The sequence below is a fragment of the Mycobacterium sp. NGS29 genome, assembly GCF_059812965.1.
Genome location: NZ_JCALDR010000004.1, coordinates 154,436 through 180,066 on the forward strand (window position 1 = coordinate 154,436; position 25,631 = coordinate 180,066).

The window sequence follows — 25,631 nt, forward strand, 5'->3', positions numbered from 1 at the left end:
ACTAGGCTTGCCTACGTGTTTGAATCGCTCTCCGACCGGTTGACCGGTGCGCTGGCGGGGCTGCGCGGCAAGGGCCGCCTGACCGACGCCGATATCGACGCCACCACCCGCGAAATCCGGCTTGCGCTGCTCGAAGCCGACGTATCGCTGCCGGTGGTCCGGGCGTTCGTGCACCGGATCAAGGAACGTGCCCGGGGCCACGAGGTGTCCGCCGCGCTCAACCCGGCCCAGCAGGTCGTCAAGATCGTCAACGAGGAATTGATCGGCATCCTCGGTGGCCAGACGCGCGAGCTGGCCTACGCCAAGACGCCGCCGACGGTGATCATGCTGGCGGGTCTGCAGGGGTCGGGTAAGACGACGCTGGCCGGCAAGCTGGCTTATCGCCTGAAAAATCAGGGTCACACGCCGCTGCTGGTGGCCTGTGACCTGCAGCGGCCCGCCGCGGTGAACCAGCTGCAGGTGGTCGGGCAGCGCGCCGGCGTTCCGGTGTTCGCGCCGCACCCCGGCGCCTCACCCGAGTCTGGCCCGGGTGACCCGGTCGCCGTCGCGGCCGCCGGCATCGCGGAAGCCAGAGCCAAGCACCACGACTTCGTGATCGTCGACACCGCCGGACGCCTCGGCATCGACGAGGAGCTGATGGCGCAGGCGGCCGCCATCCGCGACGCTGTCGACCCCGACGAAACCCTGTTCGTCCTGGACGCGATGATCGGTCAGGACGCTGTCGCCACTGCGCAGGCCTTCGGCGAGGGCGTCGGCTTTACCGGCGTGGTGCTGACCAAGCTGGACGGTGACGCTCGCGGTGGCGCGGCGCTCTCGGTCCGCGAAGTCACCGGTGTGCCAATCCTTTTCGCCTCCACCGGAGAGAAGTTCGAGGACTTCGACGTCTTCCACCCCGACCGGATGGCCAGCCGCATCCTGGGCATGGGCGACGTGCTGAGCCTGATCGAACAGGCCGAGCAGGTCTTCGACGCCCAGCAGGCCGAGGCGGCCGCCGCCAAGATCGGTGCCGGCGAGCTCACCCTGGAGGACTTCCTCGAGCAGATGCTCGCCGTGCGCAAGATGGGCCCGATCGGCAATCTGCTGGGCATGCTGCCCGGTGGGGCGCAGATGAAGGACGCGCTGGCTGAGGTCGACGACAAGTCGCTGGACCGCATCCAGGCGATCATCCGCGGCATGACCCCCCAGGAGCGGGCCGACCCGAAGATCATCAACGCCTCGCGGCGGCTGCGCATCGCCAACGGTTCGGGTGTCACCGTCTCCGAGGTCAACCAGTTGGTGGACCGCTTCTTCGAAGCGCGCAAGATGATGTCGTCGATGCTCGGCGGCATGGGCATCCCGGGCATGGGGCGCAAGTCCGCGACGCGCAAATCCAAGGCAGCCAAGGGCAAAAAAGGCAAGAAGGGCGCACGCGGTCCCACGCCGCCCAAGGTCAAGAGCCCGTTCGGCGCGGGCATGCCGGGGATGCCGGCCGGTTTCCCGGATCTGTCGCAGATGCCGGAGGGCCTCAACGAGCTGCCGCCCGGCCTGGCCGACTTCGACCTGTCCAAGCTGAAGTTCCCGGGCCAGAAGTAGTCGCGCCGTGCACCTGCACGTGCGGGGGCGGACCCTGCCCGACGAAAGCCCGATCGAGCTGTGGGTCGCCGACGGCCGCATCAGCACTGAACCGGTGGCCGGTGCCGACACGATCTTCACCGACGGCTGGGTGATACCGGGCCTGGTCGACCTGCACTGTCACATCGGACTCGGCAAAGACGGCGGCGTCGAACTCGACGAGGCGATCGCGCAGGCCGAGACCGAGCGGGACGTGGGTGTACTGCTCGTGCGCGACTGCGGCGTGCCGATCGACACCCGCAGCCTCGACGACCGCCCGGACCTGCCCCGGATCATCCGGGCCGGGCGCCACCTCGCCAGACCCAGGCGCTACGTCCCCGGCCTGCCGCTGGACCTCGAGGACGAAGCGGACCTGCCGGCTGCGGTCGCCGAGCAGGCGCGACTCGGCGACGGCTGGGTCAAGCTGGTCGGGGACTGGATCGATCGCAGCATCGGCGACCTGGCCCCGCTGTGGTCCGACGACGTCCTCAGAGCCGCCATCGACGCTGCGCACGAGCACGGCGCCCGGGTCACCGCCCACATCTTCGGTGAGGACGGGTTGCCTGAGTTGATCCAGGCCGGCATCGACTGCATCGAGCACGGCACCGGACTGACCGACGACACCATCGCCATGATGCTCGAACACCGCACGGCCCTGGTGCCGACGCTGATCAACCTGGAGAACTTCCCGGGTATCGCCGACTCGGCGCAGCGCTACCCGGTCTATGCCGCTCACATGCGGGAGCTGTATGCCCGCCGCAACGAACGCCTGTCCGCGGCCCGGGCGGCCGGAGTGCCGATCTACGCGGGCAGCGACGCCGGCGGCATGATCCGGCACGGCCGGGTCGCCGACGAGGTCGAGGCGCTGAAGGGAATCGGCATGAGTCCCACCGAGGCGCTGGGTGCGGCGTGCTGGGACGCCCGGCGCTGGTTGGGCCGACCCGGGCTGGACCACGGCGCTTCGGCCGACCTGTTGTGTTACGCCGAAGATCCGCGCCAGGGACCGGACGTGCTGTCGCGGCCCGATCTGGTTGTGTTGCGCGGCAAAGTCTTTCAGCCCGGCTGAGGCTGGCCGCAGCGGGCATCCGCCGGTCTGGCTAATATCACCGCATGGCCCCGGTCAACGGCGCCGACGACGGCCCCGATCCCGACGAACAGCCGGTCCGCCGGCTTTCGCCGTTGACCACTTCGCGACGCTGGCTGCGCCGCGGCATACTCGCACTGGCCGCCACGATCATGGCGATCGGTTTGTTCGCCGAAGGCAAGACGGTCGTTCACGACCGGCGCCACCACGCCGCCCCGGTTCCACTGGACGGCACCTATCGCATCGAGGAAGAACGCTCCCAGCAGACTTTCGACAACCGGCCTGACCCACAGCCCCCCGACGTGACCACCAGCTGGGCCATCCGCTCGTCGTGCACCTCCGGCGGCTGCCGGGCCACGGCGACTCTGCTCGACGACCACGGCCACACCGTGATGGTGTTCGAATTCGCCGACGGGCAGTGGCGGTCGCGGCCGAGAACGGTGCGCGTTCCGTGCGCGGCCTCCGAGACTTCGGCGAACCATCAGCAAGCCACGCAGGTGCTGTCGCTGCGGCCCCGCTCCCACTCAGAGCTGGTCGGCGAGATGGTGACCACGGTGACCGGCGACGAGTGCGGCCGGCGCGGTGGCGTCATCCGCGTCCCGGCTGCAGCGCACCGCAGCGGAAACGTGCCGCCGGGCGTCGACGTCCCGGACCCCGCGGCCAGCCCTTGAAAAGATTGCGAGTGATCGCTATCTATGTTAGCGTCGCGGCAGCCCACGACTTGGAGGAACTGTGACTTACGACGTGATCATCCGTGACGGCCTGTGGTTCGACGGCACCGGTGCGGTGCCGCAGACCAGGACGTTGGGCATCCGCGATGGCGTGGTGGCCGCCGTGTCGTCGGTGCCGCTGGACGAGACCGGCTGTCCCGAAGTGATCGACGCGGCCGGCAAATGGGTGCTGCCCGGCTTCATCGACGTGCACACCCACTACGACGCCGAGATCCTGCTCGACCCGGGACTGCGCGAGTCGGTGCGGCACGGGGTGACCACCCTGTTGCTGGGCAACTGTTCGCTGTCGACGGTCTACGCCAACTCCGAGGATGCCGCCGACCTGTTCAGTCGCGTCGAGGCGGTGCCGCGCGACTTCGTCCTCGGTGCGCTGAAAAGCAACAAGAACTGGTCGACGCCTCAGCAGTACATCGAGACGCTCGACGCACTGCCGCTGGGGCCGAATGTGAGTTCCATGCTCGGTCATTCGGACCTGCGGACCGCGGTGCTCGGCCTGGAGCGGGCCACCGACGAGACAGTGCGGCCCACCGACGCCGAACTGGAGAAGATGGCGAAGTTGCTCGACGAGGCGCTGGACGCCGGAATGCTGGGCATGTCGGGGATGGACGCGCCGATCGACAAGCTCGACGGCGACCGCTTCCGGTCCCGTGCGCTGCCGTCCACCTTCGCGACGTGGCGGGAACGGCGCCGGCTGATCAAGGTGCTGCGCAAGCGCGGCCGCATCCTGCAGAGCGCGCCCAACGTCAACAGCCCGCTGTCCCCGCTGATGTTCTTCCTCACCAGCAGTCGAATCCTCAACCGCCGCAGGGGTGTTCGGATGAGCATGCTGGTCTCCGCCGACGCCAAGTCGATGCCGATGGGGGTGCATGTGTTCGGCCGCGGTACCCGGCTGCTCAACAAGCTGCTGGCTTCCAGCGTGCGGTTCCAGCACCTGCCGGTGCCGTTCGAATTGTATTCCGACGGAATCGATCTGCCGGTTTTCGAGGAGTTCGGTGCCGGCACCGCGGCGTTGCACCTGCGGGACCAACTGCAGCGCAACGAGCTATTGGCCGACGAAGCCTACCGCCGCCGGTTCCGCCGCCAGTTCGACCGCAAGAAGCTCGGACCGTCGTTGTGGCACCGTGACTTCCACGACGCTGTCATCGTGGAATGCCCGGACAAGTCGTTGGTGGGCAAGAGCTTTGGCGCGATCGCCGACGAGCGCGGACTCCACCCGCTGGACGCGTTCCTCGACATCCTGGTCGAGAACGGGGAGCGCAATGTGCGCTGGACGACCATCGTCGCCAACCACCGGCCCAAGCTGCTGGACAAACTGGCCGCCGATCCCAGCGTGCACATGGGGTTCTCCGACGCGGGCGCGCACCTGCGCAACATGGCGTTCTACAACTTCCCGCTGCGACTGCTCAAGCGGACGCGGGACGCACTGCAGGCCGGCAAGCCGTTCCTGACCGTGGAACGAGCCGTGTACCGGCTGACCGCCGAGGTCGCCGAGTGGTTCGGCATCAACGCCGGCACCCTGCGCGAAGGCGACCGGGCCGACTTCGTCGTCATCGACCCCGCCCACCTCGACGACTCGGTGGACAGCTACCACGAGTCCGAGGTCCCGTTCTACGGCGGACTGAGCCGCATGGTGAACCGCAACGACGCGACCGTGGTCGCCACCGGGGTGGGCGGCGCTGTGGTCTTCCGCGACGGCGAGTTCCGCGAGGGCTACGGCCAGACCGTCAAGTCGGGACGCTACCTGCGCGCCGGTGAGCGGCAGGCGGCCGCGGTCAGCGTGCCGGCCTGAGATGGCCAGGACGCAGCAGCAGCGTCGCGAGGAGACCGTCGGGCGCCTGCTGGACGCGTGCATCGACACCATCGTCGAGTCCGGGTACGCCCGAGCCTCGGCGGCGGTGATCACCAAACGCGCCGGGGTGTCGGTGGGTGCGCTGTTCCGGCACTTCGACAACATGGGCGACTTCATGGCCGCGACGGCCTCGGAGGTGTTGCGCCGGCAGATCGAGACGTTCACCAAACAGGTCGCCGAGATTCCGACCGACCGGCCGGCGCTGGAGTCGGCGCTGGCGATCCTGCGCGACATCACCGCCGGCTCCACCAACGCGGTGCTCTACGAGCTGATGATCGCCGCGCGCACCGACGAGAAACTGAAAGCGACGCTGCAGCACGAACTTTGGCAATACCGCGCCAAGATGTACGACGCGGCGCGCACGATGCCGGGGACCGAACACATCCCGCAGGACACGCTGCCGGTCCTGGTGGCGCTGCTGACCAATGTCTTCGACGGTGCCGCGATCGTCGAAGGCGTACTGCCGCAACCCGAAATCGCCGAGCGCCGGATCCCGGTGCTGACCGAGCTGCTCACCGCGGCGTGGCCGAACCCGCGCGCCTGAGCGCCCGCACCTCTGGGCGAGCAGACGCAGAATCGCACGAGCACAAGCGATTTCGTGCGATTCTGCGTCTGCTCGCGGGCGAGTGGCCGGGGTTACAGCGAGCCGATGCCGGACTGCGGGCCCACCGCGAATCCCCAGTCGAACAAGTTGCCCGCCTGGTCCCAGTACGTCGGGCCACCCGCGGTGACCAACCCGTACATCATGGCGATCACCAGCCGGCGGCCACCGCGCGCGGCCGCGCCCACGAAGGTCTTGCGGGCGGCGTTGGTGAAACCGGTCTTGCCGCCGATGGCGCCGGGATACCGGACCAGCAGCTCGTCCTGGTTGAGGATCGGCTGGTCGCCGGTGTCGCCGGGGAACATCGCCGATGGTTCGGCAGTGATGCGGGCGAACGTCGGGTTGGCCATCGCCGCGCGGAAGATGACCGCGAGATCATGGGCGGTCGTCCAACCGGAGCCGTCGGCGCCGTCCAATCCGGACGGGGTCGTCGCGTGGGTGTTCCCGGCGCCCAGCGACGCGGCTTTGGCGTTCATCTTGCCCACCGCGGCGTCCTGGCCGCCGAGCATGTGCGCCAACGTGTTGGCGGCGTCGTTGCCCGACACCAGCAACAGGCCGTCGAGCAACTGGCGGGCGGTGTAACTGCGGCCCGGCTTCACCCCGGCGCAGTTGCACTCGGCTGCGGTGTCGGTGAGGTCGGCCACCACGGTGGAGTTCAGGTCCAGCTCGTCGAGCGCCACCAGCGCCAGCAGCACCTTGATGGTGCTGGCGGGTGGGTGCGGCACATTCTGGTCGCGGCCGGCCAGGACCTGCCCACTGTCCAGATCGGCGACGATCCAGGTCTGCGCCGGCCCGTCCGGGATCGGCACCGAACCGGCCACCTGCTGCACATCGGTGTCGGCTTCCGACACTGGGGACGTGACGCCTGCGGCCCAGATCATCGCCAGCGCGGCGGCGGTAGCCACGAGCTTTCGCATGGGCGCAGAGTTTAACCCGGCTACGCCGCGGTGTTGAATCGTTCCCATGTTGAGCCTGGCCGAGATTTCTGACCGCCTGGAGATCCAGCAGTTACTCGTGGATTACTCCACCGCCATCGACCAGCGTCGATTCGACGACCTGGACCGCGTCTTCACGCCGGATGCCTATATCGACTACCGCGAACTCGGCGGTATCGACGGCCCGTATCCCGAGGTCAAGAAGTGGCTGTCGGAGGTGCTGCCGAATTTCCCGGTCTACGCGCACATGCTGGGGAATTTCTCGGTCCGCATAGAGGGCGACACCGCGTCCTCGCGGGTTATCTGTTTCAACCCGATGGTGCTGGGCGGCCAGCAGGACCAGATCCTGTTCTGTGGTCTCTGGTACGACGACGAATTCGTGCGCACGCCGCAGGGCTGGCGGATGACGCGGCGCGTAGAGACCAAGACCTTTCAGAAGGTGCTGTAGCGAATTACCGCCGGATCGCCACGTTCTGGCACAATAGGCGGCTGTCCGCGGCGCGATCATGATCGCACCCGGTCACAACACGCGAGGCAAAACCGGACCCGGGCGTTCCGCCCCGGTTGCTGAATTGCAGCGTGACACCCACAGGAGTTCAGTTATGGCTGTCAAGATCAAGCTCACCCGGCTTGGCAAAATCCGCAATCCCCAGTACCGCATCGCGATCGCCGACTCGCGCACCCGCCGCGACGGCCGCTCGATCGAGGTCATCGGCCGCTACCACCCCAAGGAAGAGCCGAGCCTGATCGAGATCAACTCCGAGCGTGCCCAGTACTGGTTGTCGGTCGGCGCACAGCCCACCGAGCCCGTCCTCAAGCTGCTCAAGATCACCGGCGACTGGCAGAAATTCAAGGGCCTGCCCGGCGCCGAGGGCCGGTTGAAGGTCAAGCCCGCCAAGCCGAGCAAGCTCGAACTGTTCAATGCCGCCCTGGCCGCAGCCGACGGCGGGCCCACCACCGAGGCCACCAAGCCGAAGAAGAAGTCGGCGCCGAAGAAGGCCGCCAAGGGTGACGAGACCACTGAGACCGCTGCCGAGCCGGCCGCCGAGACGCCGAGCGAAACGGCGGCGGCTGCCGAAGCCGAAAGCTGAGCGGGGCTGTGAGCACTGTCGTGGTCGACGCCGTTGAGCATCTGGTTCGCGGCATCGTCGACAACCCCGACGATGTCCGGGTGGATCTGGTGACCAGCCGCCGCGGCCGCACCGTCGAGGTGCACGTGCACCCCGACGACCTGGGCAAGGTGATCGGCCGCGGGGGACGCACCGCGACCGCGCTGCGCACCCTGGTCGCCGGGATCGGTGGCCGCGGCATCCGCGTCGACGTGGTGGACACCGACCAGTAGCGCTCGAATGGAGCTGATCGTCGGGCGGGTGGCCAAGGCCCACGGCATCACCGGCGAACTCGTCGTCGACGTCCGCACCGACGATCCCGACGTCCGGTTCGCGCCGGGCAGCAGGCTGCGGACCCGTAAACCGCGCGATCCCGGTCCCGAACGCAGCTACGTCGTCGAGGGCGCCCGTCCGCACGGCACCCGGCTGCTGGTCCGGCTGGCGGGGGTCACCGACCGGGATGGCGCCGATGCGCTGCGGGGCAGCCTGTTCCTGATCGACTCCGACGAACTGCCGCCGATCGAGGAACCGGACACCTACTACGACCACCAGCTGGAAGGTCTGCGGGTCACCACGACCGGCGGGCGGCAGGTCGGTGTCGTCACCGAGGTGCTGCACACCGCCGGGGCCGAATTGCTGGCTGTCACGGGCGATTCCGGCGAGGTGCTGGTGCCGTTCGTCAGCGCTATCGTCACCTCGGTCTCGCTGGAAGACGGCACCGTGGAGATCGAACCGCCCGACGGTCTGCTGGACCCGGGCTGACCGTGCGCATCCCATGAAAATAGACGTCGTCACGATCTTTCCGGCCTACCTGGAACCGCTGCGACAGTCGTTGCCGGGCAAGGCGATTGCGTCGGGCCTGGTGGATCTGCAGGTGCACGACCTGCGACGCTGGACCCACGACGTGCACCACTCGGTGGACGACGCGCCCTACGGCGGTGGCCCGGGCATGGTCATGCGGGCACCGGTCTGGGGCGACGCCCTGGACGAAATCTGCACCGAACAGACACTTTTGGCGGTTCCCACGCCGGCGGGTGCACTGTTCACCCAGGCCACCGCGCAACGCTGGAGCGCCGAAACTCACCTGGTGTTCGCCTGCGGCCGGTACGAGGGCATCGATCAGCGTGTCGTCGACGATGCGGCCCGCCGGATGCGTGTGGAAGAAGTGTCGATCGGCGACTACGTGTTGCCCGGCGGCGAGTCGGCGGCGCTGGTGATGATCGAATCCGTGCTGCGGCTGCTCGCCGGGGTGCTGGGCAATCCCGCATCGCACCAACATGATTCGCATTCACCGGCGCTGGACCGACTGCTGGAAGGCCCGAGTTACACGCGACCGCCGAGCTGGCGCGGCCTGGATGTCCCGCCGGTTCTGCTCTCCGGCGACCACGCCCGCATCGCGGCCTGGCGCCGGGAGGTGTCGATGCAGCGCACCCGGGAGCGGCGGCCCGAACTGCTGGACTGACCGCGGGCGCTCAGATGCGGCCGTTGGGGAACATCGTCTTGACGGCCTGGGTGATCGTCTCGCGAGCGGTGGCGTCGTCAGCAGCCTGCAGCGACTCGATCACCATGATGTAGCGCCGGTCGGCGCCGATCACACCGGTCGACAGGTGCATCCAGTCCGCGCCGATGCAGCACATCCAACCCTGTTTGACCGCAACGGGTTCGGCGTACAGGCCGTCAGGTATCCCGAACCGTTGCGGGTACCCGTCGACCCCGGTGGGGGTGGACCGGGCCAGATCGTTGAAGATCAGCCGGGACCGGTCCTGCGGCAGACCGCCCGAGCCGTCCAGCAACCCCTGGTAGTAGCGGATCAGGTCGGCGGCCGAACTGATGGTGTTCCACCACCGCCCGTCACTGGGTGGTGTGGTGGCGGTCAGCCCGTACCGGGCCGCGACCTGGGTGACGATGGCATCTCCGCCGTCCTGTCCCCAGAACCGCTCGGCCGCGTCGTCGTCGGACGACTGCAGCATCACGTCCAGTGCCTGGTGGTCGTCGGCGGACAGCACCGACCTGCCCTCGGATTCCTGCAGCAACAACTGGTCGGCGATGAAGAGTTTGGCCACCGAGGCGGTGGCGATGATCTGGTCGTTGCCGTTGGAGACCAACTGGTGGGTGGCCCGGTCGAGGATGGCCACCGACAGGATCGCCCCGCTGGCCGCGGCCTGCTCGGTGGCTTGCTGGACCCGCGCCTGCACTCCGTCGAGCCCGCCGGGCCGCAGCATGGGCAGCGCCGTCGGGTTGCCACTGGGCGTGATCACCCGCAGCAGCAGTTCGACCAGCTGCGGCTGCGATTGGGTCGGCGACTCCGACACCGGCTGGGCGGGGGAGTCGAATGCTTTGGCGTGCACCGTCGCCTCGCAACCCGCGACAACCACCAGCGCCACCGCGGCTACGGCGGTCAGCAGGGTCAGCGGCCGGGCTCGCATCGCACTCCTTCAGCCGTCCCGTGGGCGTCTCTAGTGGGCGGGGGTCAGCCGCGCCGGATGCTGTCCCGGGCCCGAACTTCCGGGGCTGGTCCAGGTATAGATTCCGCGCGGTTTGAACCCCTGTCATATGTACCATTTGCAGGCGCTTCAGGGCGGACGCGAACCACTACAGTTTCCTGTGATTTTCACTGCATGCGCACCATCTGGCACAATTGGGCGGTTGTCTCCGGCGGTCGTCGGCCGGCCCGTGCCTGCCGCCTGCTGCGAGACGCACTTGAGAAGCCCGAAACCCATCGGCTTGGTGATCGCCGCGCGCCTGCGTGCGGGTAGTTCATCCGGCCGCGACCCCGAGGAAGTGTCTTTCCAATGAACAGGCTGGACTTCGTCGACCAGGCGTCGCTGCGCGACGACATCCCCGCGTTCAACCCGGGCGACACCATCAACGTGCACGTGAAGGTCATCGAGGGCGCCAAGGAGCGTATCCAGGTGTTCAAGGGTGTGGTGATCCGCCGGCAGGGCGGTGGCATCCGCGAGACGTTCACGGTCCGCAAGGAGAGCTACGGCGTGGGCGTCGAACGGACCTTCCCGGTGCATTCGCCGAACATCGATCACATCGAGGTGGTGACCCGGGGCGACGTCCGTCGCGCCAAGCTGTACTACCTGCGCGAGCTGCGTGGCAAGAAGGCCAAGATCAAGGAAAAGCGCTGACCTCGCCCAGCAGCGCTGACCGCGAGAGCTTCGAGCCCTGGCTACGCTGAGCTCGTGACGGAAACGGAAAAGTCCCCTCCGGAGGACTCGTCTTCGGACCCTGACCTCGTGCGGTCGGCGCCGCAGTCGCTCGACCCGAGCGCGTCCGACGAGCCCGTCGCGACCGCTGCAGGGAAGGCCGAGCCGGTCGACACGGCGCCCGAGGCCGAGGATGCGAAGCCGAAACGGTCCACCCTGCGGGAACTGACGTCGCTGCTGGTGATCGCGATCGTCCTGTACTACGTGATGCTGACGTTCGTCGCGCGCCCGTATCTGATCCCGTCGGAATCGATGGAACCGACCCTGCACGGCTGCCCGACCTGCGTCGGCGACCGCATCATGGTCGACAAGCTCACCTACCGCTTCGGCGAACCGAAGCCGGGTGACGTCATCGTCTTCAAGGGCCCGCCGTCGTGGAACCTCGGCTACAAGTCGATCCGCTCGCACAACCCCGCGATGCGCTGGATCCAGAACGCGCTGTCGTTCATCGGATTCGTGCCGCCCGACGAAAACGACCTGGTCAAGCGCGTCATCGCGGTCGGTGGGCAAACAGTCCAGTGCCGGGCGGACACCGGCTTGACGGTCAACGGCAAGACGTTGAAGGAGCCGTACCTCGACCCGAACACGATGATGGCCGACCCGTCGGTGTATCCGTGTCTGGGCAGTGAGTTCGGTCCGGTCACCGTGCCGCCGGGACGGTTGTGGGTGATGGGTGACAACCGGACCCACTCGGCGGACTCCCGGGCGCACTGCCCGATGCTGTGCACGGGTGACCCGACCGCCGGTACGGTTCCGGTCGGCAACGTCATCGGCAAAGCGCGCTTCATCGTGTGGCCGCCGAAACGGTGGGGTGGCGTGGGTTCGGTGAACCCTCAGCAGGCTCAGTGACGATGGCCACGACGTGGCCGCCGCGGACGGTGATCCGCAAGTCGTCAGGGTTGCGCACCCTGGAGTCCGCGCTGTACCGCAACGGACTGGGCCCGGTTGCGGGGGTCGACGAGGTGGGTCGCGGCGCCTGCGCCGGCCCGTTGGTGGTCGCGGCCTGCGTCCTCGGTCCGGGGCGTCTGGAAAGCCTTGCTGCCCTTGATGATTCGAAGAAGCTGACGGAGAAGGTACGGGAGCGGTTGTTTCCGTTGATCCGCCGCTACGCGCTGGCCTATCACGTGGTGTTCATTCCCTCGACCGAGGTCGATCGCCGCGGCGTGCACGTGGCCAACATCGAAGGCATGCGACGCGCGGTGGCCGGCCTGTCGGTGCGGCCCGGCTATGTACTCAGCGACGGATTCCGGGTCCCCGGGTTGGCGGTGCCGTCGCTGCCGGTGATCGGCGGGGATGCCGCGGCGGCCTGTATCGCCGCGGCGAGCGTGCTGGCCAAGGTCAGTCGCGACCGGTTGATGGTCGCGATGGAAGCCGATCATCCCGGCTACGGCTTCGCCGACCACAAGGGCTACAGCACCCCCGCGCACAGTCGGGCGCTGACCCGGCTGGGTCCGTGCCCCGAACATCGCCGTTCGTTCATCAACGTGCGCCGGGTCGCGACCGGGACTGTGCTCACCACCGGTGGTCCGCCCGAGAGCGGCGTTTGTCAGTGAGGAAAGATGGAGCCCAAGATCCGGGAAGAGGACGTCTGAGCAGATGAGTGCAGAAGATCTCGAAAAGTATGAAACCGAGATGGAGCTCTCGCTGTACCGCGAATACAAGGACATCGTCGGTCAGTTCAGCTACGTCGTGGAAACCGAGCGCCGGTTCTATCTGGCCAACAGTGTCGAGATGGTGCCGCGCAACGCCGACGGCGAGGTGTATTTCGAGCTCCGCCTGGCCGACGCGTGGGTGTGGGACATGTACCGTCCGGCCCGGTTCGTCAAACAGGTGCGGGTGGTGACGTTCAAGGACGTCAACATCGAAGAGGTGGAGAAACCCGAACTCCGCTTACCGGAGTAGTCAGCCGGGCGGCAGCTGACCGCGGGCGTCGACGACGTGGCGCGCCACGTCGGCAAGTTTGATGTTCAGGCTCTGCGAGTGCCGGCGCAGCAGATCAAAGGCCTCGTCTTCGCCGATCTGGTGCAGCATCATCAGCATGCCCACGGCTTTGCCGATTTCCCGGTTGCTCAGTAAGCCGCGGCGCAGGCTGGCGGCGTCCTCGCCCTGCGCGATCGCGTTGATGGCCACACCGGCGAACGCCGCCAGCACCGCGGCCCGTCCGGCGGCTTCGGCGTCGAAGAGGTTGGGCGTTTCGCTGAACAGGTTCAACGCAGCGTTCTTGCGCCTGTCCATCAGCAGCCGAAAGCCCATCGCGCCGCGCACCGGCGTTTCGGCGACCAGGCGCTCGGCGAACCTGGGCCATTGATTCGGGACGGTCAGGTCCGGCTCGATCTGCGGGGTCTCCTCCTCGATCGCGTCGATGCACGGACCGTCGCCGGCTCGTCGTTCCAGGTCGTCGACCTGGTAGGCGAGTCGGCTACTGGCACCCACCGTCACGTAGCGGTCGTCGCGCTTGACCAGCAGGCTGGCGTGGTCGCAGCCGGGCACGACCAGAGTGGCGGCCACGCAGATCGCCGCATACATCTGGGTCGGGTCCGTGCCCTGGTAGAGGATCTCGGCCAGGGCGGCGAACACCGTCGCGGGATCGGCCGTCGACCCACCCGGGGTCGGGCCGTCGTCGGCGCTCGGTTCGTTGACCAAGTCGTCACCTCCCTTCGGCGCAGCGGGTGCTGGCCGTAGACTAGCGCGGTCGTCACAGGCGTCACACGCCGACTGCGCGCTCGAGGTCTTTCAGCGACGTCTCCAGATGACTGAGCATCCGCTGCAGGTGCGGCACGCTGCCCCGGGCGCCCACCAAGCCGAAGTCCAGATTGTCACCGTTATTGGTCACGGTGATGTTCATCGCCTGCCCATCCAGCGTGATCGACAGCGGATAGTTGCCGACCAGCTCCGCGCCGCGCCAATACAACTTCTCCTTGGAGCCCGGCACGTTGGAGATCACGATGTTGAACGGCGGCGGCGCGGTGCGGATGAATCCGGGTACCAGACCGAGGAACAGGCCGCCGGTGAGGAACGCCGACAATGCCAGCTGCTGAACCTGGGGGAGCTGGTTGAACAGCTCTTTCTGTTCGGTCATCGACGAGTTGATCCCGCGCAGCCGATCGCCCGCGTCTTCGACATGGGTGTTGAGGTTGCACAGCACGGTTCCCACCGAGTTGCCGCCGCCGTCGCTGTCCTCCTTGCGCAGGCTCACCGGCACCATCGCGATCAGCGGCGCGTCGGGCAGGGCATTCTGTTCGATCAGATACGTGCGCAGTGCGCCCGCCGACATCGCCAACACCACGTCGTTGAAGCTGACGTTCGCGGCCTTCTTCACGCTGAAGATGCGTTCCAGCGGCCACGACTGCGCGGCAATGCGTCGCGCGCCGCCGATCCGCACGTTGAACATGGATTTGGGGGCCCGGAAGGGGAACGTGAGTTGCTGCTCGATCAGGGCGGCGCGCGCCAGCGTCAGGGTCGACGGCGCCAGACCCGCTGCGGAACCGATCGCACCGGTCAGCGCCTGCAGCGGCGACGAGCCGCCGCCCGAGTCCGGCTTGTGGCGCGGTTTCAGCTCCCACGGCACCCGGACCTCGTCGTCGTTCGGATCGTTGGTGAACGCGCGCTGCATCAGCCGCATCGCCGAGACACCATCCATCAGCGAGTGGTGGAATTTTGTGTAGACGGCGTAGCGCCCGTCGTTGAGGCCCTCGATGAGGTGCGCTTCCCACAGCGGGCGGTGCCGGTCGAGCAGGCTGCCGTGCCAGCGTGAACACACCTCGAGCAACTCGCGGACCCGGCCCGGACGGGGCAGGTGCGACCGGCGGAAGTGGTAGTCGAGTTCGATGTCCTTCTGCTCCGACCACGCCAGGTTGGTGACCGGACCCACGAACGCCGGGTGCTTGCGGAACGTCGGTTGGACGTCGGTGCGGCTGAGCATCGACTCGTAGGCCTCGGTCACGAAGTCTTCGTCCTTGCCATCAGGTGGCTGGAACAACTGCAGGCTGCCGACGTGCATCGGGTGCTCGCGGGATTCCCCGAGCAGGAACATCGAGTCGGCCGGCGCGATCAATTTCATGGTCCCTCGTACCCTCCAAGCGGTATTGAACCCGGTAGTAGTAGCCAACTGTGGCATCGCGCACACATTTGGTGACGTACGTCGTCGCTGAGTGTGCCCGACCGAGCAGGATTCGGTGGAGTGCGCCCGAATCGGGGTACGTTGACGCCGTGTGGTTTCAGCGTTCCGGCGGACCCGGTGACATTCCCGCCGACTACGACGAACACGCGGTAACCGTCACGCCGCGCAAGCAGGATGCGGCGGGAGTGCGCGCGGTCATGGTGTCGCTGCAGCGCGACCTGGAGCAGATGGGTGCGGTGCGCACCGCGCGGGCGCTGGCCAAGCTGAATCAGCGCAACGGTTTCGACTGTCCGGGGTGCGCCTGGCCGGAGGAACACGGTGGCCGCAAGCTGGCCGAGTTCTGCGAAAACGGCGCCAAAGCGGTCGGCGAAGAAGCCACCAAGCGGGTGGTGGACCCGGAGTTCTTCGCCCGGCATTCGATCGCCGACCTGGCAGCGAAGCCGGAATACTGGCTTTCCCAGCAGGGTCGGCTCACCCAGCCCATGGTGCTGCGGCCCGGTGACGACCACTACCGGCCGATCGGCTGGGAAGCCGCCTATCGGCTGATCGCCGACCAGCTCAACGCCCTGGACAGCCCGGATGAGGCGGTGTTCTACACCTCGGGGCGGACCAGCAATGAGGCCGCGTTCTGCTACCAGCTGATGGTGCGCAGTTTCGGCACCAACAACCTGCCCGACTGCTCCAACATGTGCCACGAATCCTCGGGTTCGGCGCTGACCGAATCCATCGGCATCGGAAAGGGTTCGGTCACCGTCGACGACGTGGTGCACGCCGACCTGATCGTCATCGCCGGACAGAACCCGGGCACCAACCATCCCCGCATGCTCTCGACTCTGGAGAAGGCGAAAGACAACGGCGCCAGGGTCATCACCGTCAACCCGCTGCCCGAGGCGGGACTGATCCGGTTCAAGGACCCGCAGAAGGTGCACGGGGTGCTCGGGCGGGGCATTCCCATCACCGACGAGTTCGTCCAGGTGCGGCTGGGCGGCGACATGGCGCTGTTCGCGGGTCTGGGCAGGTTGCTGCTCGAGGCCGACGAGCGCGCCCCGGGCACGGTGATCGACCGCGAATTCGTCGACCGGCACTGTGCCGGCTTCGATGAGTACCGCCGGCGCACCCTGGAAATCGACCTCGACGACGTGGCGGCCGCCACCGGTATCGGACGTGCGCAACTCGAGCGCGTCGCCGCGATGCTGATGGCGTCCCAACGCACCGTGGTGTGCTGGGCAATGGGCCTGACGCAGCACACGCACGCGGTTGCCACGATCGGCGAGATCACCAATGTGCTGTTGCTGCGCGGCATGATCGGCAAACCCGGCGCGGGAGTGTGCCCGGTGCGCGGACACTCCAATGTCCAGGGCGACCGCACCATGGGCATCTGGGAGCAGATGCCCGAACCGTTCCTGGCCGCTCAGGACCGTGAGTTCGGGATCACCAGCCCCCGTGCGCACGGGTATGACACGGTGGCCGCGATCCGCGCCATGCGGGACCGCCGGGCCAGCGTGTTCGTCGGCATGGGCGGCAACTTCGCCTCGGCCACGCCGGACACCGCCGTCACCGAGGCCGCGCTCCGCAATTGCGCGCTGACTGTACAGATTTCGACGAAACTTAATCGCAGCCACATCGTGCACGGCAGCACCGCGCTCATCCTGCCCACCCTGGGCCGCACCGACCGCGACATCCGCGGCGGTCGCAAACAGCTTGTATCGGTTGAGGATTCGATGTCGATGGTGCATCTGTCCCGCGGTGGCATGCAGCCGCCCAGCGACCAGTTGCGCAGCGAGGTGGAGATCGTCTGCCGGCTGGCCCGGACCCTGCTGGGCCCGGCGCACCCCGTGCCATGGGAGCGGTTCGCCGACGACTACGACACCATCCGCGACGCCATCGCCGCGGTGGTGCCCGGTTGTGCCGACTACAACCGCAAGGTGCGCCGGCCCGACGGCTTCCAGCTGCCGCATCCGCCCCGCGATTCACGCGAATTCCGTACCAGCACAGGCAAAGCCAACTTCGCCATCAATCCGCTGCAGTGGGTTCAGGTGCCACCCGGGCGGCTGGTGTTGCAGACGCTGCGCAGCCACGACCAGTTCAACACCACGATCTACGGGCTCGACGACCGCTACCGAGGGGTCAAGGGCGGCCGCCGGGTGGTGTTCGTCAACCCCGCCGATATCGAGGCGCTCGGTCTGACCCCCGGCGCCCGGGTGGATCTGGTGTCGGAGTGGACCGACAGTGCAGGCCGGCTCGAGGAGCGCCGGGCGAAAGACTTTCTGGTGGTGCAGTATTCGACGCCGGTCGGCAATGCGGCCGCTTACTACCCCGAGACGAATGCCCTGGTGCCGCTCGACCACACCGCGGCGAAATCGAACACCCCGGTGTCCAAGGCGATCGTGATCCGAGTGGAGCCGGGCGGTTAGTGGGACACGTCACCGCGCGTCGGCGCGTTCGGCATCTCGCCGCCGGCCGGGCGATCACCCGGCCGGAGACGCTGGCCGTCGAGGAGCCGTTGGAGATCCGCGTCAACGGCACCGCGGTCACCGTGACCATGCGCACCCCGGGTGCCGATTTTGAACTGGCACAAGGTTTTCTACTCACCGAAGGAGTGCTTGTCCGGCGCGAGGACGTACGCACGATTCGCTACTGCGCAGGCCAAGATGCCGACGGCGGCAACAATTACAACGTGCTCGACGTGACGCTGGCGCCGGGTGTCGACGTGCCCGATCTGGATGTGACCCGCAACTTCTACACCACGTCGTCGTGCGGGGTCTGCGGTAAGGCGTCACTGGAGGCGGTGCGGCTGATCAGCCGGCACGCGCCCGGGGATGATCCCGCCACCGTTGCCGCGGCCAGCCTGGAGGCGATGCCGGACCAATTGCGGGACGCCCAAAAGGTTTTCGCCTCCACCGGCGGGCTGCACGCCGCGGCGCTGTTCGGGGTGGACGGGACGATGCTGGCCGCACGCGAGGACATCGGCCGGCACAACGCCGTGGACAAAGTGATCGGCTGGGCGCTGGAACACGGGCGGGTGCCGTTGGCGGGCACGGTGCTGCTGGTCAGCGGGCGGGCGTCCTTCGAGTTGACCCAGAAGGCGCTGATGGCCGGGATTCCGGTGCTGGCCGCGGTTTCGGCGCCGTCGTCGTTGGCCGTCTCGTTGGCCGAAGAGTCCGGGATCACGCTGGTGGCGTTCCTGCGCGCGGATTCGATGAACGTCTACACTCGGGTGGACCGGGTCACCGTGGATTGAGACCCGGGCCGCGAGGGTAGCCGGTCCTAGCGCTTCACCGAGCTCACCTCACTCAGTCCAGGAGACGGCCATGCTGCACGAAGTCATTACCGCCGCGCAAAGCAATCCCGAGGCAGCGGGGTTCATCCTGCGCGGGATCAAAGGGATCTTCGTCATGGTCGGCAGCGTGATCGCGGCGATCGTCTGCGCGGTGATCGCGTCGATGAAGGGACGCAGCGCTGTCATCTGGGGACTGTGCGGCCTGTTCTTCAGCATCCTGACGTTGATCGTCGTGATCATCGTGCCCAGCAAGCGCGCCTGACGGCCGCGTCCGCTCGGGCTGTGGATGAATGCCCGGGTGTGGATAGGTAGCGGCGCAACCGGGTGCTGCGCATCCGCCACCACCGGCCGTGTCGGGGCCCGCCTGCAGGGTGAGCCTCATGACGACCCAAGAAACGATGACCCGGGCGCAGCTCGGAGCGTTCGGTGAACAGCTGGCCGTAGCGCACCTTACCGGCCTGGGGTTGCGCATCCTGCACCGGAACTGGCGCTGCCGCTACGGGGAACTCGACGTGATCGCTGCCGATATAGCCACTCGCACAGTGATTTTCGTCGAGGTCAAGACCCGCACGACGGACGGATACGGTGGCGTGGCGCAGGCGGTGACCGACGCCAAGGTGCGCCGGTTGCGCAGGCTCGCGGGCCTGTGGCTGGCCGGTCAGCAGCAGCGCTGGGCGGTGATCCGCATCGACGTGATCGCGGTGCGCATCGGACGCCGGCGCGTCCCGGAGCTCACCCACCTCAAGGCGGTCGGGTGATGGCGCTCGGGCACGCATTCTCGGTCGCCGTGCAAGGCCTGGACGGGCACATCGTGGAAATCGAAGCCGATATCAGCTCGGGACTTCCGGGCGTGCATCTGGTCGGCCTGCCCGACGCGGCGTTGCAGGAGTCCCGGGACCGGGTGCGCGCGGCGGTCAGCAATTGCGGCAACGACTGGCCGCAGGCCCGGCTCACGCTCGCGCTGTCACCGGCCACACTGCCGAAAATGGGATCCGTCTACGACATCGCGCTGGCGTCCGCGGTGCTCTCGGCGCAGCGCAAGCGGTCATGGCACCGGCTGGAGAAGACGGTGCTGCTCGGCGAGCTGGCGCTGGATGGCCGGGTGCGTCCGGTCCGGGGGGTGCTGCCCGCGGTGCTGGCCGCCAAGCACGACGGCTGGCCCGCCGTCGTGGTTCCCAGCGCGAATTTGCCCGAGGCCTGCCTGGTCGACGGTATCGAGGTATGGGGGGTGCGCACCCTCGGACAGCTGAAAGGCTGGCTGAACGGAAGCGGCGGCCTGGACGGCCCGGTGCTGGGGTCGGCGCCCGCCGACGAGCCGGTGGTGGATCTGGCCGACGTCGTCGGTCAGTCCCACGCCCGGTTCGCTGTCGAGGTGGCGGCCGCGGGGGCGCACCACCTGATGATGACCGGCCCACCGGGGGTGGGCAAAACGATGCTGGCACAACGTCTCCCGGGGCTGCTGCCGCCGCTGACCGACAGCGAGGCGCTGGAGGTCACCGCGATCCATTCGGTGGCCGGCCTGCTGGCCGGGGACACACCGCTGATCACCCGGCCGCCGTTCGTGGCGCCGCACCACAGCGCCACCGTGGCCGCCCTCGTCGGCGGCGGCAGCGGGATGGCCCGCCCAGGTGCGGTCAGTCGCGCGCACCGCGGCGTGTTGTTCCTCGACGAGTGCGCCGAGATCGGCGCCAGCGCCATGGACGCATTGCGGACACCGTTGGAGGACGGTGAGATTCGGCTGGCCCGCCGCGACGGCGTCGCGTGCTACCCGGCCCGGTTCCAGCTGGTGATGGCAGCGAACCTGTGTCCGTGCGCGCCGGCCGACCCGCAGGACTGCGTCTGTCCCGCCGCGGTCAGGCGGCGGTACCTGAGCAAGTTGTCCGGTCCGCTGCTCGACCGGGTGGACCTGCGGGTCCAGATGACCGTGGTGCGATCGGGAGCGTTCGCGCCTGCCGACGGTGAATCCACCGCGCAGGTCCGGCACCGGGTGGCGCAGGCCCGGGCGGCCGCAGCCGACCGGTGGCGGCCGCACGGTTGCCGTACCAACGCCGAAGTCTCTGGCGCGCTGCTGCGCCGGAAATTCCGGCTCGGCCACGCCACGATGGAGCCACTGCACACCGCATTGAGGTGCGGGGTGCTGAGCATCCGCGGGGTCGATCGGACGTTGCGGGTCGCCTGGAGTCTGGCCGACCTCGCCGGGCGCACGTCACCTGGCCGCGACGACGTCGCCACCGCGCTCAGCTTCCGGCAGGCGGGGGCGGCACGATGAGCGCCACCGATCCGCAGTCGCGGGCATGGGCCTACCTGTCGCGGGTCGTCGAACCGCCCTGCGCGGAGCTCGCCAGGCTGGTGCGATGCGTCGGGGCGCAGGAGGCGGCCGAGCGGATCAAGCGTGGGGAGGCCGGGCTACCGGGTTGTCCGGATCTGGCCCGACGCACCGAGGCCCGGCGCCACATCGACCAGGCGGCAGCGGATTTGGAGCTGCTCGAGCGGCGCGGCGGCCGGTTGATCACACCCGACGACGCGGAGTGGCCGGTGCTGGCGTTCGCCGCCTTCGACAACGCGGCGGTCACATCGCGCGGCGGGCCGCCGCTGGCGCTGTGGGCGATCGGGCCCGTCGACTTGGCCGAGGTGTCCCACCGGTCGGCCGCCATCGTCGGCACCCGGGCCGCCACCAGCTACGGCGAGCACATGGCGGCCGATCTGGCGGCCGGTCTGGTCGACCGGGAGGTGGCAACCGTTTCCGGCGGTGCCTTCGGCATCGACGGTGTGGTGCACCGGGCAACGCTGGCCGCCGAGGGCAGCACGGTGGCAGTAATGGCCGGCGGGATCGACGTGCCGTATCCGGCCGGGCACTCCGCGCTGCTGCACCGCATCAGCCGGCACGGGCTGCTGGTCACCGAGTACCCGCCCGGTACCCGGCCGGCCCGGCACCGGTTCCTCACCCGCAACCGCCTGGTGGCCGCCGTCGCCGGCGCCGCGGTCGTGGTGGAAGCGGGGCTGCGCAGCGGTGCCGCCAACACCGCAGCGTGGGCGCGCGCGCTGGGGCGGGTAGTGGCCGCGGTACCCGGGCCGGTCACGTCGTCGGCCTCAGCGGGATGTCATGTACTGCTGCGCAACGGCGCGGAGCTGGTCACCCGTGCTGACGATGTCGTCGAAATGGTGGGCCGCATCGGGGAACTGGCGCCCGAGGAGTCACGGCCCGCCACCGTGCTGGACGGTGTGAGCGAGGCCGAGCAACGGGTGCACGACGCGTTGCCGGGCCGTGGCGCGGCCACCGTCGAACAGATCGCGGTCGCGTCCGGCCTGGTTCCCGAACAGGTACTGGGGCCACTGGCGCTGCTCGAGGTTGCCGGCTTGGTCGAGTGCGACGACGGCCGGTGGCGGATCGCACGGCACGGTCGCGGCAAAACCCGACTCGTATAGTCGACTGGGGTCGGGTGTGGGTATCGCGGCGCGGGACGGGACGACCGCGGGACAGGAGGACACGGTGGCAGGTCGGCCGCTGCAGGCATTCGAGGTCGTCAGTACCGAACAGCTCACGCCGCACATGGTCAGGTTGGTGCTGGGCGCCAAGGATTTCGACGCCTTCGTGCCGAGCAAGTTCACCGACTCCTACGTCAAGTTGGTGTTCGTCCCCGACAACGTCGACATCAACGGGCTACCCCAGCCGTTGACGATCGACAGCTTCGCCGAGTTGCCCCCCGCGCACCGGCCCTCGGTGCGCACCATCACCGTGCGCCGCGTGGATGAACAGGCCGGCCAGATCACCGTCGACATCGCGGTGCACGGCGAGCACGGCGTGGCCGGACAGTGGGCGGCCGCGGCCGAACCGGGCCAGCCGATTTATCTGATGGGCCCCGGCGGCGCCTACACTCCCGACCCGGCCGCCGACTGGCATCTGCTGGCCGGAGACGAATCCGCGTTGCCCGCCATCGCCGCAGCGCTGGAGGCACTGCCCGAAACTGCGGTCGGCAAGGCCTTCATCGAGGTCGGCTTTCCCGAGGACGAAATCCCGTTGACCGCACCCGAAGGTGTGGACGTGTTCTGGATTGTGCGCGGCGGCCGCGCCGACCTGGTTCCCGAAGACCGCGCGGGCGATCACGCACCGCTGATCGAGGCGGTCACCACCTCGCCCTGGCTGCCGGGGCAGGTGCACGTCTTCATCCACGGCGAAGCACAAGCCGTCATGCACAACCTGCGGCCCTACATCCGCAAGGAACGCGGCGTCGATGCCCAGTGGGCGTCGATCTCCGGATATTGGCGGCGCGGGCGCACCGAAGAGTCGTTCCGGGAGTGGAAAAAGGAACTCGCCGAGGCGGAGGGCCCGGACCAGTAGCGCGGGCCACTGGCATCCTCTAGCTCATGGCATACGGCGACTATCAGTACGAGATCTACTTCCAAGGACTCTCCGGGATCGCTCCCAAGCTGCCGATGAGTTTCGCGGAACTGGAGCTGCGGGCCGAAATGGCCCTGCCGCCGTCAGTGTGGTCCTACGTCGTCGGGGGAGCGGGCGACGAACGCACCCAGCGGGCCAACCGGGAAGCCTTCGATCAGTGGGGCCTGATGCCGCGCATGTTCATCGGCGCCGCCGAACGCGACCTCTCCGTCGACGTGTTCGGGTTGAAACTGCCCTCGCCGCTGTTCATGGCGCCGATCGGCGTCATCGGACTGTGCGCGCAGGACGGCCACGGCGACCTGGCGACCGCACGCGCGGCGGCCCGCACCGGAGTGCCGATGGTGGTGTCCACGCTGACCGCCGACCCGCTGGAAGACGTCGCGGCCGAATTCGGCGACACCCCGGGCTTCTTCCAGCTGTACACCCCGAAGGACCGGGAACTGGCCGCCAGCCTGGTGCAGCGTGCCGAAGCGGCCGGCTACAAGGCGATCGTCGTCACGCTGGACACCTGGATTCCCGGTTGGCGACCGCGGGACCTCACCACAGCCAACTTTCCCCAGCTGCGCGGGTTGTGCCTGAGCAACTACACCAGCGACCCGGTCTTCCGCGCCAGCCTGCCGCGCCCGCCCGAGGAAGACCCGCAAGGCGCGGTGCTGCAGTGGGCCCAGACCTTCGGGAACCCGCTGACCTGGGACGACCTGCCCTGGCTGCGCTCGCTGACCGACCTGCCGCTGATCCTCAAAGGGATCTGCCATCCCGACGACGCGCGGCGCGCCAAGGACGGCGGCGTCGACGGCATCTACTGCTCGACCCACGGCGGTCGGCAGGCCAACGGTGGGCTGCCCGCCCTGGACTGCCTGCCGGACGTGGTCGAGGCGGCGGACGGGCTGCCGGTGCTGTTCGACTCGGGCATCCGCAGCGGCGCCGACATCATCAAAGCGCTGGCCCTGGGTGCGACCGCGGTCGGCGTCGGCCGGCCCTATTCCTACGGCCTCGCGCTCGGCGGCGTCGACGGCCTGGTGCACGTGCTGCGGATGCTGCTCGCCGAAGCCGACCTGATCATGGCCGTCGACGGCTATCCGACGCTGAAAGATCTCACCCCGGACACACTGCGGCGCGTCCGCTGAATCGCCGTGCCGCGTCTGCGAGCGTGGGGGAGTGCAGGCGATCCTTGACGAGTTCGACGAATATCTCGACCTGCAGTGCGGCCGGTCGGCGCATACCCGTCGGGCCTATCTGGGGGACGTGCGGGCGCTGCTGGACTTTCTCGCCGAGCGTGGATCCAGTCTGCAGACGCTGAGCCTGCCGGTGCTGCGGGCCTGGCTGGCCGCCGCGGCCGGCGCCGGCGCCGCGCGCACCACCCTGGCCCGGCGCACGTCGTCGGTCAAAGCTTTCACCGCGTGGGCGCTGCGGCGCGGCATCATCGCAAACGACCCCGCCGCCCGCCTGCAGGTCCCCAAGGCGCACCGCACCCTGCCCGCGGTGCTGCGCCAGGACCAGGCGCTGGCCGCCATGTCGGCCGCCGAATCCGGTGCGCAGCAGGGCGATCCCCTGGCCCTGCGGGACCGGCTGATCGTGGAGATGTTGTACGCGACCGGGATCCGGGTCAGCGAGCTGTGCGGGCTGGATGTCGACGACGTCGACACCGGGCATCGAGTGGTCCGGGTGCTCGGCAAGGGCAACAAGCAGCGCACCGCGCCGTTCGGGCAGCCGGCCGCCGCGGCGCTGCAGGCGTGGCTGACGCACGGGCGTCCCGAACTGGTCACCGCCGAGTCCGGTCCCGCGCTGCTGCTGGGGGCCCGCGGCCGCCGTCTGGACGTCCGGCAGGCCCGCACGGTGGTGCACCAAACCATCGCCGCCGTGGACGGCGCGCCCGACATGGGACCGCACGGACTGCGGCACAGCGCTGCCACCCACCTGCTCGAAGGTGGGGCCGACCTGCGCGTGGTCCAGGAACTGCTCGGCCATTCCAGCCTGGCCACCACCCAGCTCTACACGCACGTCGCGGTGGCCAGGCTGCGCGCGGTACACGACCAGGCTCATCCGCGCGCCTGACCCGGCAATGGTTTGAGCCGGATCGGCGTGACCGCCAGCAGGCCGAGCGGGTCCACGTAGTCGGCTCGCGACGCCGCCCCCCACATCGCGCCCCAATGCAGGCACGCCGGCGCCGGGCAACCGGCGTGCCCGGCCAGCAGCTCACCGATCGCCGTCGCCGACGTCACCGATTGTCCCGCGCGCACCGCTGACCGGACCGGTTCGTAGCTGGTGCGCAATCCGCCCGGGTGGGCCAGCGACACCACCGGCCGTCCGGCGACCGACCCGGCGAACACCACTGTCGCCTCGCCGGCGGCGTACACCGGCTGACCCGGTCGACCGGCCAGGTCCACACCGCGGTGCCCGGCCAGCCAATCCGGGCGCGGCGCGTCGAATACCCGGACCACCGTCGGCGGCGGGCGCAGCGGCCAGCTGAACCGCCCGTTGTCGGCGTCTGCCGGCGGTGCGTTCAGCAGCACCCAGCACAGGAACAACACCACTACCAGCCATCGCACCTGATCAGTGCAGCCGCACGCGCGGGATCGGACCAGTCGCTGTGGACAGCTCTGCGGCGTGGGAATTCCGGCCGCCGAGTCGGTGTAAACTTCTCGGCGCAGCTCGTGACAAGCGGGCTGACTTCGCGCGTCTGCATCGCGACCCAGTAGTCCAGGGATCCGCATCAGCATG

The 25,631-nt window shown here is 68.6% G+C and carries 28 protein-coding genes; 23 read left to right on the top strand and 5 right to left on the bottom strand.

Annotated features, from left to right (window positions below; genetic code table 11):
• Positions 1–15 precede the first annotated feature (15 nt).
• The 5 genes from ffh (at position 16) to AC5Y5Z_RS07290 (ending at position 5,798) form a co-directional block, all read left to right on the top strand.
• The gene (gene ffh, locus AC5Y5Z_RS07270) at positions 16–1,572 is read left to right on the top strand and encodes a signal recognition particle protein (protein ID WP_499924261.1); all 1,557 of its coding nucleotides are present in this window, start codon (positions 16–18) and stop codon (positions 1,570–1,572) included.
• 7 nt (positions 1,573–1,579) lie between these two features.
• Positions 1,580–2,656, top strand: a complete 1,077-nt coding sequence (locus AC5Y5Z_RS07275) for a metal-dependent hydrolase family protein (RefSeq protein ID WP_499924265.1) — start codon at positions 1,580–1,582, stop codon at positions 2,654–2,656.
• Between the two features lie 44 nt (positions 2,657–2,700).
• Positions 2,701–3,345: an Rv2253/PknI dimerization domain-containing protein gene (locus tag AC5Y5Z_RS07280; protein WP_499924269.1), complete on the top strand. Its 645-nt coding sequence runs from the start codon at positions 2,701–2,703 to the stop codon at positions 3,343–3,345.
• A 61-nt stretch (positions 3,346–3,406) separates the two neighbouring features.
• Positions 3,407–5,194 carry an N-acyl-D-amino-acid deacylase family protein gene (locus AC5Y5Z_RS07285; RefSeq protein ID WP_499924272.1) on the top strand — a complete coding sequence of 596 codons (1,788 nt, stop codon included), beginning with the start codon at positions 3,407–3,409 and terminating at the stop codon, positions 5,192–5,194.
• A gap of 1 nt (position 5,195) precedes the next feature.
• Positions 5,196–5,798 (top strand): TetR/AcrR family transcriptional regulator, encoded by a 603-nt coding sequence (locus AC5Y5Z_RS07290; RefSeq protein WP_499924277.1) that lies wholly within the window; start codon positions 5,196–5,198, stop codon positions 5,796–5,798.
• A 92-nt stretch (positions 5,799–5,890) separates the two neighbouring features.
• On the opposite strand, the gene AC5Y5Z_RS07295 is transcribed toward AC5Y5Z_RS07290, so the two are convergent.
• Positions 5,891–6,772, bottom strand: coding sequence for a D-alanyl-D-alanine carboxypeptidase family protein (locus AC5Y5Z_RS07295; protein ID WP_463827027.1), 882 nt, complete (start codon positions 6,770–6,772; stop codon positions 5,891–5,893).
• Between the two features lie 46 nt (positions 6,773–6,818).
• Between AC5Y5Z_RS07295 and AC5Y5Z_RS07300 the strand changes: the two genes are divergently transcribed.
• The 5 genes from AC5Y5Z_RS07300 (at position 6,819) to trmD (ending at position 9,361) form a co-directional block, all read left to right on the top strand.
• Positions 6,819–7,238, top strand: coding sequence for a nuclear transport factor 2 family protein (locus tag AC5Y5Z_RS07300; protein ID WP_463827026.1), 420 nt, complete (start codon positions 6,819–6,821; stop codon positions 7,236–7,238).
• Between the two features lie 154 nt (positions 7,239–7,392).
• Entirely contained in the window at positions 7,393–7,881 is a 489-nt protein-coding gene (gene rpsP / locus AC5Y5Z_RS07305) for a 30S ribosomal protein S16 (RefSeq protein ID WP_463827025.1), read from the top strand.
• Between the two features lie 8 nt (positions 7,882–7,889).
• On the top strand, positions 7,890–8,132 hold the full coding sequence (locus AC5Y5Z_RS07310; RefSeq protein ID WP_036354608.1) for an RNA-binding protein: 243 nt from the start codon (positions 7,890–7,892) through the stop codon (positions 8,130–8,132).
• Positions 8,133–8,139: 7 nt separating this feature from the next.
• Positions 8,140–8,661 carry a ribosome maturation factor RimM gene (rimM, locus tag AC5Y5Z_RS07315; RefSeq protein WP_473139963.1) on the top strand — a complete coding sequence of 174 codons (522 nt, stop codon included), beginning with the start codon at positions 8,140–8,142 and terminating at the stop codon, positions 8,659–8,661.
• Between the two features lie 13 nt (positions 8,662–8,674).
• Complete coding sequence (gene trmD / locus AC5Y5Z_RS07320) at positions 8,675–9,361, top strand: tRNA (guanosine(37)-N1)-methyltransferase TrmD (RefSeq protein ID WP_463827023.1); 687 nt, start codon at positions 8,675–8,677, stop codon at positions 9,359–9,361.
• 10 nt (positions 9,362–9,371) lie between these two features.
• On the opposite strand, the gene AC5Y5Z_RS07325 is transcribed toward trmD, so the two are convergent.
• A complete protein-coding gene (locus AC5Y5Z_RS07325) occupies positions 9,372–10,325 on the bottom strand; it encodes a serine hydrolase (RefSeq protein ID WP_463827022.1) in 954 nt (317 codons plus the stop codon).
• A gap of 366 nt (positions 10,326–10,691) precedes the next feature.
• On the opposite strand from AC5Y5Z_RS07325, the gene rplS reads away from it, so the two are divergent.
• Genes rplS through AC5Y5Z_RS07345 form a run of 4 tightly spaced genes read left to right on the top strand, consistent with a single transcriptional unit; the run spans position 10,692 to position 13,013 of the window.
• On the top strand, positions 10,692–11,033 hold the full coding sequence (gene rplS, locus AC5Y5Z_RS07330) for a 50S ribosomal protein L19 (RefSeq protein WP_044510756.1): 342 nt from the start codon (positions 10,692–10,694) through the stop codon (positions 11,031–11,033).
• Between the two features lie 54 nt (positions 11,034–11,087).
• The gene (gene lepB / locus AC5Y5Z_RS07335; protein WP_473139962.1) at positions 11,088–11,960 is read left to right on the top strand and encodes a signal peptidase I; all 873 of its coding nucleotides are present in this window, start codon (positions 11,088–11,090) and stop codon (positions 11,958–11,960) included.
• A gap of 2 nt (positions 11,961–11,962) precedes the next feature.
• Complete coding sequence (locus tag AC5Y5Z_RS07340; protein ID WP_463827020.1) at positions 11,963–12,664, top strand: ribonuclease HII; 702 nt, start codon at positions 11,963–11,965, stop codon at positions 12,662–12,664.
• Positions 12,665–12,707: 43 nt separating this feature from the next.
• Entirely contained in the window at positions 12,708–13,013 is a 306-nt protein-coding gene (locus AC5Y5Z_RS07345; protein ID WP_012393608.1) for a DUF2469 domain-containing protein, read from the top strand.
• Here AC5Y5Z_RS07345 and AC5Y5Z_RS07350 read toward each other — a convergent pair whose 3' ends face one another.
• Positions 13,014–13,754 (bottom strand): ANTAR domain-containing protein, encoded by a 741-nt coding sequence (locus tag AC5Y5Z_RS07350; protein ID WP_499924289.1) that lies wholly within the window; start codon positions 13,752–13,754, stop codon positions 13,014–13,016.
• A 61-nt stretch (positions 13,755–13,815) separates the two neighbouring features.
• Entirely contained in the window at positions 13,816–15,171 is a 1,356-nt protein-coding gene (locus AC5Y5Z_RS07355; RefSeq protein ID WP_463827018.1) for a WS/DGAT/MGAT family O-acyltransferase, read from the bottom strand.
• Between the two features lie 110 nt (positions 15,172–15,281).
• Between AC5Y5Z_RS07355 and AC5Y5Z_RS07360 the strand changes: the two genes are divergently transcribed.
• The 9 genes from AC5Y5Z_RS07360 to AC5Y5Z_RS07400 all read left to right on the top strand — a co-directional run bounded on the left by AC5Y5Z_RS07360 (position 15,282) and on the right by AC5Y5Z_RS07400 (position 24,965).
• Positions 15,282–17,645 carry an FdhF/YdeP family oxidoreductase gene (locus AC5Y5Z_RS07360; RefSeq protein ID WP_499924588.1) on the top strand — a complete coding sequence of 788 codons (2,364 nt, stop codon included), beginning with the start codon at positions 15,282–15,284 and terminating at the stop codon, positions 17,643–17,645.
• Positions 17,645–18,472 (top strand): formate dehydrogenase accessory sulfurtransferase FdhD, encoded by an 828-nt coding sequence (fdhD, locus tag AC5Y5Z_RS07365; RefSeq protein ID WP_473139960.1) that lies wholly within the window; start codon positions 17,645–17,647, stop codon positions 18,470–18,472. The genes AC5Y5Z_RS07360 and fdhD overlap by 1 nt, the downstream gene beginning before the upstream one ends.
• A 70-nt stretch (positions 18,473–18,542) precedes the next feature.
• The gene (locus AC5Y5Z_RS07370) at positions 18,543–18,773 is read left to right on the top strand and encodes a deoxyribodipyrimidine photolyase (protein WP_463827016.1); all 231 of its coding nucleotides are present in this window, start codon (positions 18,543–18,545) and stop codon (positions 18,771–18,773) included.
• 118 nt (positions 18,774–18,891) lie between these two features.
• Positions 18,892–19,269 (top strand): YraN family protein, encoded by a 378-nt coding sequence (locus AC5Y5Z_RS07375; protein WP_499924292.1) that lies wholly within the window; start codon positions 18,892–18,894, stop codon positions 19,267–19,269.
• On the top strand, positions 19,269–20,780 hold the full coding sequence (locus AC5Y5Z_RS07380) for a YifB family Mg chelatase-like AAA ATPase (protein ID WP_499924294.1): 1,512 nt from the start codon (positions 19,269–19,271) through the stop codon (positions 20,778–20,780). Before AC5Y5Z_RS07375 ends, AC5Y5Z_RS07380 begins: the two co-directional genes overlap by 1 nt.
• Positions 20,777–21,937, top strand: coding sequence for a DNA-processing protein DprA (gene dprA / locus AC5Y5Z_RS07385; RefSeq protein WP_499924296.1), 1,161 nt, complete (start codon positions 20,777–20,779; stop codon positions 21,935–21,937). The genes AC5Y5Z_RS07380 and dprA overlap by 4 nt, the downstream gene beginning before the upstream one ends.
• 64 nt (positions 21,938–22,001) lie before the next feature.
• Complete coding sequence (locus AC5Y5Z_RS07390) at positions 22,002–22,850, top strand: siderophore-interacting protein (protein ID WP_463827012.1); 849 nt, start codon at positions 22,002–22,004, stop codon at positions 22,848–22,850.
• Positions 22,851–22,876: 26 nt separating this feature from the next.
• Positions 22,877–24,037, top strand: a complete 1,161-nt coding sequence (locus AC5Y5Z_RS07395) for a lactate 2-monooxygenase (RefSeq protein WP_463827011.1) — start codon at positions 22,877–22,879, stop codon at positions 24,035–24,037.
• 31 nt (positions 24,038–24,068) lie between these two features.
• Positions 24,069–24,965, top strand: a complete 897-nt coding sequence (locus tag AC5Y5Z_RS07400) for a tyrosine recombinase XerC (protein ID WP_499924300.1) — start codon at positions 24,069–24,071, stop codon at positions 24,963–24,965.
• Here the strand turns inward: AC5Y5Z_RS07400 and AC5Y5Z_RS07405 are convergent.
• Complete coding sequence (locus AC5Y5Z_RS07405) at positions 24,950–25,459, bottom strand: M23 family metallopeptidase (RefSeq protein WP_499924303.1); 510 nt, start codon at positions 25,457–25,459, stop codon at positions 24,950–24,952. The genes AC5Y5Z_RS07400 and AC5Y5Z_RS07405 overlap by 16 nt on opposite strands.
• Between the last annotated feature and the right edge of the window lie 172 nt (positions 25,460–25,631).

Coding starts and splice junctions, on each gene's coding strand:
- AC5Y5Z_RS07280 (WP_499924269.1), top strand. CDS start 2,701: ATGGCCCCGGTCAACGGCGCCGACGACGGCCCCGATCCCGACGAACAG.
- AC5Y5Z_RS07290 (WP_499924277.1), top strand. CDS start 5,196: ATGGCCAGGACGCAGCAGCAGCGTCGCGAGGAGACCGTCGGGCGCCTG.
- AC5Y5Z_RS07295 (WP_463827027.1), bottom strand. CDS start 6,772: ATGCGAAAGCTCGTGGCTACCGCCGCCGCGCTGGCGATGATCTGGGCC.
- AC5Y5Z_RS07300 (WP_463827026.1), top strand. CDS start 6,819: ATGTTGAGCCTGGCCGAGATTTCTGACCGCCTGGAGATCCAGCAGTTA.
- rpsP (WP_463827025.1), top strand. CDS start 7,393: ATGGCTGTCAAGATCAAGCTCACCCGGCTTGGCAAAATCCGCAATCCC.
- rimM (WP_473139963.1), top strand. CDS start 8,140: ATGGAGCTGATCGTCGGGCGGGTGGCCAAGGCCCACGGCATCACCGGC.
- trmD (WP_463827023.1), top strand. CDS start 8,675: ATGAAAATAGACGTCGTCACGATCTTTCCGGCCTACCTGGAACCGCTG.
- AC5Y5Z_RS07325 (WP_463827022.1), bottom strand. CDS start 10,325: ATGCGAGCCCGGCCGCTGACCCTGCTGACCGCCGTAGCCGCGGTGGCG.
- rplS (WP_044510756.1), top strand. CDS start 10,692: ATGAACAGGCTGGACTTCGTCGACCAGGCGTCGCTGCGCGACGACATC.
- AC5Y5Z_RS07340 (WP_463827020.1), top strand. CDS start 11,963: ATGGCCACGACGTGGCCGCCGCGGACGGTGATCCGCAAGTCGTCAGGG.
- AC5Y5Z_RS07345 (WP_012393608.1), top strand. CDS start 12,708: ATGAGTGCAGAAGATCTCGAAAAGTATGAAACCGAGATGGAGCTCTCG.
- AC5Y5Z_RS07355 (WP_463827018.1), bottom strand. CDS start 15,171: ATGAAATTGATCGCGCCGGCCGACTCGATGTTCCTGCTCGGGGAATCC.
- AC5Y5Z_RS07370 (WP_463827016.1), top strand. CDS start 18,543: ATGCTGCACGAAGTCATTACCGCCGCGCAAAGCAATCCCGAGGCAGCG.
- AC5Y5Z_RS07375 (WP_499924292.1), top strand. CDS start 18,892: ATGACGACCCAAGAAACGATGACCCGGGCGCAGCTCGGAGCGTTCGGT.
- AC5Y5Z_RS07380 (WP_499924294.1), top strand. CDS start 19,269: ATGGCGCTCGGGCACGCATTCTCGGTCGCCGTGCAAGGCCTGGACGGG.
- dprA (WP_499924296.1), top strand. CDS start 20,777: ATGAGCGCCACCGATCCGCAGTCGCGGGCATGGGCCTACCTGTCGCGG.
- AC5Y5Z_RS07395 (WP_463827011.1), top strand. CDS start 22,877: ATGGCATACGGCGACTATCAGTACGAGATCTACTTCCAAGGACTCTCC.